Below are 5585 nucleotides of genomic sequence, written 5' to 3'. Positions count from 1 at the left end.
GCCAGCATGCCCGATTTCATCGCGGTATGGCTGCCCTTGATGCGCGGCACGTTGACGAAGCCCGCGCTGCATCCAATCAATGCGCCACCGGGGAAGGCGAGCTTGGGCACCGATTGCCAGCCGCCCTCGTTGATCGCGCGCGCGCCATAGGAGACCCGCTTGCCACCTTCCAGAATCGAGCGGATATCCGGGTGCAGCTTCCACCGCTGAAACTCGTGAAACGGTGAGAGATGCGGGTTTTTGTACGACAGCGCGACGACAAAGCCGAGCGCGACCTGCCCATTGGCCTGATGGTAGAGGAAACCGCCCCCCCACGCGTCGTCGAGCGGCCAGCCCTGGGTGTGGATCACGCGGCCCGGCACATGCTTTTTGGGATCGATATCCCATAATTCCTTCAGGCCGATACCATAAACCTGCGGCTCGCAATTGGCCTCAAGATCGAACTGGCGCTTGAGAATTTTGGTGAGGTGCCCGCGCGCGCCCTCGGCAAAGAAGGTGTAGCGCGCGTGCAGCTCGAGCCCAGGGGTATAGTCGGCTTTGTGCTCGCCATCACGGCCCACGCCCATATCACCGGTGGCGACACCCTTTACCGAGCCATCGTCGTTGTAGAGGATTTCCGCCGCAGCAAAGCCGGGGAAGATCTGTACATCAAGCGCCTCGGCCTGCTCCGCCAGCCAGCGACACAGGTTGCCCAGGCTGCCGGTATAGGTGCCCTTGTTGTGCATGAACGAGGGCGTCGTCAGGTGCGGGATCGAAAACTTGCCCGATTTGCTCAGCACCCAGTGGTGGTTTTCGGTCACGGGGGTTTCTGCCGTTGGACAGCCCAGATCACGCCAGTCGGGGATCAGCTCGTCAAGCGCGCGCGGATCGATCACCGCGCCCGACAGGATATGGGCGCCGACCTCTGACCCCTTTTCGATGACGCAGACCTCGATTTCGGCGCTGTTTTCAGCCGCGAGCTGTTTGAGACGGATCGCTGCAGCAAGGCCAGCAGGCCCCGCGCCGACAATCACGACATCAAACGGCATGGATTCGCGTTCACTCATCAGACATTCCTCGTTGCCCATGCCGATCGCTATGCCATAACAGCGCTCGCCCATGATCGTTGCCATACACTCCAATAGCGCCATGCGCGCCAAGTCAAGCCGCTTTGGTGCCGCGCGATGCTGACCGGAGGCGACAGCAACGACCGCCTGGCGCGCAGCGTCATCGACTGGTGGCAACTGGCAGGGGTAACGTGGGACTATCGCGAAATCCCCAATGACTGGCTGGCTGATGAACCGCCCGCAAGGTCGCCTCAGGTCAGGCAACCCATCGCAGCCGCGCCCACGACGGCAAAAGCCCCGCCCCCCGCGCCGCAAATGCCCCGGGTTATACTTCCAGACAGTCTGGCAGAGTTTCAGCGCATGTGGACCGAGGGGGCTCTGGGCGAGGACAACGGCAGCGGACCGTGCATCGCCCCGACAGGCCCTGCCAACGCGCAGATCATGGTGCTTACCGGGTCGCCCGAAGCCGATGATCAGGGCACCGTGCTGTCGGGCACGGTTGGCCGCCTGCTCAAAAACATCATGGCCGCCTGCGGCACAGACATCGAGCAGGTATATCGCGCCTCATTCTATCCCCGCGTCGGGCTGGATCGCCGGGTTGCGGCCGAGCAGATAGCGGCATGGCACCGCATTACGATGCATCATATCGCCCTGGTGCAGCCGCAGATGCTGGTCATAGCAGGCGATGAAACCGCCAAGGCGCTGTTGGGACACGTCCCGTCGCAAAAGCCACCGATTTTACATTTTCTTAACCATGGTGAATTCAAGATCAAGACGGTCGCCACACGCAGGCTCAATCTCATGCTGCATCGCAGCGCAGATGAAAAGCGCATGGCATGGCAAAGTCTGCAGTTGCTGCTATCGGAGTAAAGACGTGCAAAAAGCTGGTTTGATCGCGGGGATCGCGGCCCTGTTTATCGTCAGTCAGCCCGCACAGGCCCAATCCACGTCCTACAGCTATTTCTCAAGCCGCGTCGCCAAGACGCAGGTGCCCGAGCAGCTGAATAATTCAGATCGCCAGTTCTACGCCGAGGTCTTCGGCGCAATCCAGGGTCAAAACTGGCAGCGCGCCGAGGAAATGCTTGCGAGCCGCGACAAGGGCGCGCTGCATGAAATCGCGCGTGCTGAGCTTTACCTCGCCGCCAACTCGCCCAAGGTCGAAATGGGGCCGCTGTTATCCTTGCTCAGCGCATCTGCCGAACTGCCACACGCCGAACGCCTCGCGCGACTGGCTGAAAAGCGCGGTGCAACCATTCTGCCCGATCGCCCGCAGACCGTGCGGATGGCAAGCTTTGCCGGGGTGACGCGCAGGGGCAAACCGCGCAGCATCTCTGACGGCACGGTACCCTCCGCGCTCGCCGCACGCATTCAGGAACGCATCGTCGCCGATGATCCGTCCGGCGCGCTCGATATTCTCAACGCACAACTCGACACGCTTAGCCCGTCGGCGCGCAGCGAACTGCAGCAGCGCGTCGCCTGGTCGTTCTACATCGAAAATCGTGATGCCGAGGCGCTGGCGCTCGCGCGGCTGGCAACCAACGGCACTGGCGACTGGGTGGGTGAAGCACACTGGACCGCAGGGCTGGCCGCATGGAGGCTTGGCGATTGCGAATCAGCGTTGCGCGGCTTTGAGGGCGCGGCTGCAAATGCGTGGAACGAGGAACTGCGTGCCGGTGGCTATTACTGGGCCTCGCGCGCCGCCACCCGCTGCCGCAGACCCGATCTGGTGCAGGCCAACCTGCTTGCCGGAAGCCAGTATGGTGAGACGCTTTACGGACTCTTGGCCGCAGAACAACTGGGCCTTAACACCGGCAAATCCGCACAGCCCGCCGATTTCAGCAGCAGCGACTGGCAAAAGCTTGGGAACCGTCCGAACATCCGACGCGTCATCGCGCTCAACGAAATCGGCCAGACTCGCCTTGCCGACGAAGTGTTGCGCCATGAAGCGCAGATTGCAGGCGCGGACGCGCACGAGCCGCTGCTGCGGCTGGCGCGTGACCTCTCGATGCCGCAGACCCAGATGTGGCTTGCCCACAATGGTCCGCAAGGCAGCCGCCCCGATGCCTTCGCCCGCTTCCCCTCGCCGCGCTGGGTACCGCAGGATGGCTGGCGCGTCGATCCGGCATTGGTCTATGCCCACACCCTGCAGGAATCGAACTTTCGCAGCGATGCGCGCAGTCCCGCCGATGCGCGCGGATTGATGCAGGTGCGTCCCGGCACCGCGCAGGACATGGCGCGCGCACGCGGCCAATCGATTGACAACAGCGCGCTGTATCAGCCGTCGGTCAATCTGGAATATGGCCAGCGTTACCTAGAGTTCCTGCGCGACAAGCCGGAAACGCAGGGACTGCTGCCCAAGATCATCGCCGCCTATAATGCCGGTCCGCTGCCGGTCAGCCGCTGGAATGAGAAGGTCAAGGATGGCGGCGATCCGCTGCTGTTCATCGAATCGATCCCCTATTGGGAAACGCGCGCCTATGTCGGCATTATCCTGCGCAACTATTGGATGTACGAGCGTCAGGCCGGGGTCGCTTCAAAAAGCGCGCAGGGGCTGGCGCAGGGTCTTTGGCCCAGTTTTCCCCACGCTGGCGGGATGGAGCTTGTGCGATTGGGAACTGTGCTCAATAATTGAGCCATGGCCATCGACAACACGCGGGTGTTCAAGCCCATCAACATCGCGCTGCTGACACTGTCGGACACGCGCACCGCTCACGAGGATACATCGGGCGACATTCTGGCCGAACGGATCAGGACCAAGCGCCACCGGCTGGTGGCACGCGCGATCGAACGCGATGATGTCGACAAGCTGGTGGTGCGGCTGAACAACTGGATTGATGACCCCGAGATCGACGCGATCATCGCCACCGGCGGCACCGGGCTGACCGGGCGCGACATCACACCCGAAGCGCTCGACCGGGTAAAGGACAAGGACATTCCCGGATTTGGCGAACTGTTCCGCTGGCTGAGCTACCAGACCATCGGCACCAGCACCGTGCAATCGCGCGCCTGTGCGGTGCTCGCGCGCGGTACTTATATCTTCGCGCTCCCCGGATCGAATGGCGCGGTCAAGGATGCCTGGGACGGCATTTTGGACGAGCAACTCGACAGCCGCAATCGCCCGTGCAACTTCATAGACCTGATGCCGCGCCTCATGGAACGGTAGGGTTGGACGGCTCGTCAACCAAATCTGGAATTTGTCGAGAAAATATCCTATCGACTCAATCGTGAGGAAGTTGGGGGCCTTGTTGAGCGCGTTCAGCCGCGCATGTCAGTGCGCGTTGATTGTCGCGTTTCTTGGCTTCGTGACCCTTACCACCATCGAAACACATCTCGATGACCTGCAGGCAGGGACCGGCAAGTCGCGGCCCACTGCATCGAGCAACGATCTTGTTGGCTCGTCGGGCCGTACGGCGCCTGGCATCGGCGACCACAGCAACAAAAATCACGCCAAGGATGACGGCGGCAAGGGTGTCGCTCAAGTTTTTCTGGCATCGAACGCACTCGGCTTTTCGGGCATCTCTGCTTTACGCGAAACCAAGCATGCCCCAGCGCCCGGTGCAACCGGCGACCTGCGCAAGGTTGCTTATGCGGCACGGGCACCGCCTGCGGCCTGATTCCCATCAGACTCGCGCTGACACTGATCAGCGAAACGCCCTGAACATCATTAGAACGCCCGGACACAGCCGACTGGCTCGGCCCGGTTGATGGAGCAAATTCCATGAAAAACCCCACAATATTGGTGCTGGCCGGCCGCCGTCATGGCAGGCTTGACCCGCTGGCGAGCGCTCGCTCGCTGACCCACAAATGCGTTGTCCCGGTTTCGGGCAATGCGATGATTGCCCACGTACTCGAAACGATTCGCGATACATTCCCCGAAGCCCGAATTCTGGTGTCGATTGAAGATTTCTCTGCCATCGCCGACGTGCCGATTGTCGCCGAATTGACCACGAGTGGTCGGCTGATGCCGGTTGAGGCACAGCATAATCTGGTCGAAAGCGTCGCGCGCGCTGCGGAAATCGCCACATTTCCGCTGCTGATCACCACCGCAGACAACGTGCTGCTGACCGCTGAGGCAATCACCGCCATGCTGGACACGGCGACGTCCGCCGATGCCGTGGTTGCCCTGGCGCGCAAGGAGCAGATCATGCAGGCGCATCCAGCAGGCAAGAACCGCTATTATGAATTCAGCAACGGCGGCTTTTCAAACTGCAACCTGTTCCTGTTACGCGACCGCCACGCACTCCGCGCTGCCGAACCTTTTCGCGAAGGCGGACAGTTCCTCAAGGTCAAGGGACGCATCCTCAAGACCTTCGGCCTGACATCGGCCTTGATGTTCCAGTCGGGCTTGTTTTCGCTCGAACGGATGTTCAAGCAGATTTCGGGACGCATCGGCGTTCGGGTCAAGCCGCTCGTGCTTAACGATGGACGTCTCGCCATCGATGTCGATGACGAGGCGTCGCTGGTAGCGGTCGAATCGATCCTGGCCCGGCAGCATGCCGCACTGGTGCCGGGCTGAACGTCACGCGCCGGGCATTCAGA

6 protein-coding genes are annotated in these 5585 nt (G+C 61.7%); 5 read left to right on the top strand and 1 reads right to left on the bottom strand.

All coding sequences use genetic code 11. The annotated features are described in order from the left end of the window. Positions 1 to 1046: NAD(P)/FAD-dependent oxidoreductase (locus ACEW8G_RS07685; protein ID WP_373487844.1), on the bottom strand; the 1046-nt coding region annotated here is incomplete at its 3' end. A gap of 117 nt (positions 1047 to 1163) precedes the next feature. Between ACEW8G_RS07685 and ACEW8G_RS07680 the strand changes: the two genes are divergently transcribed. From ACEW8G_RS07680 to ACEW8G_RS07660, 5 genes are all read left to right on the top strand, one after another. Further along, entirely contained in the window at positions 1164 to 1916 is a 753-nt protein-coding gene (locus ACEW8G_RS07680) for a uracil-DNA glycosylase family protein (protein WP_373487843.1), read from the top strand. Positions 1917 to 1920: 4 nt separating this feature from the next. Then, entirely contained in the window at positions 1921 to 3678 is a 1758-nt protein-coding gene (locus ACEW8G_RS07675; RefSeq protein WP_373487842.1) for a lytic transglycosylase domain-containing protein, read from the top strand. 3 nt (positions 3679 to 3681) lie between these two features. After that, positions 3682 to 4209 carry a molybdenum cofactor biosynthesis protein B gene (gene moaB, locus ACEW8G_RS07670; protein WP_373487841.1) on the top strand — a complete coding sequence of 176 codons (528 nt, stop codon included), beginning with the start codon at positions 3682 to 3684 and terminating at the stop codon, positions 4207 to 4209. Between the two features lie 82 nt (positions 4210 to 4291). Then, the gene (locus ACEW8G_RS07665) at positions 4292 to 4660 is read left to right on the top strand and encodes a hypothetical protein (protein WP_373487840.1); all 369 of its coding nucleotides are present in this window, start codon (positions 4292 to 4294) and stop codon (positions 4658 to 4660) included. 104 nt (positions 4661 to 4764) lie between these two features. After that, positions 4765 to 5562 carry an NTP transferase domain-containing protein gene (locus ACEW8G_RS07660; protein ID WP_373487839.1) on the top strand — a complete coding sequence of 266 codons (798 nt, stop codon included), beginning with the start codon at positions 4765 to 4767 and terminating at the stop codon, positions 5560 to 5562. Positions 5563 to 5585: the final 23 nt, after the last annotated feature.

It is taken from the genome of Blastomonas sp. (genome assembly GCF_041747255.1).
Taxonomy (GTDB): domain Bacteria; phylum Pseudomonadota; class Alphaproteobacteria; order Sphingomonadales; family Sphingomonadaceae; genus Blastomonas.
This window is presented reverse-complemented; position numbering and strand designations above follow the sequence as displayed.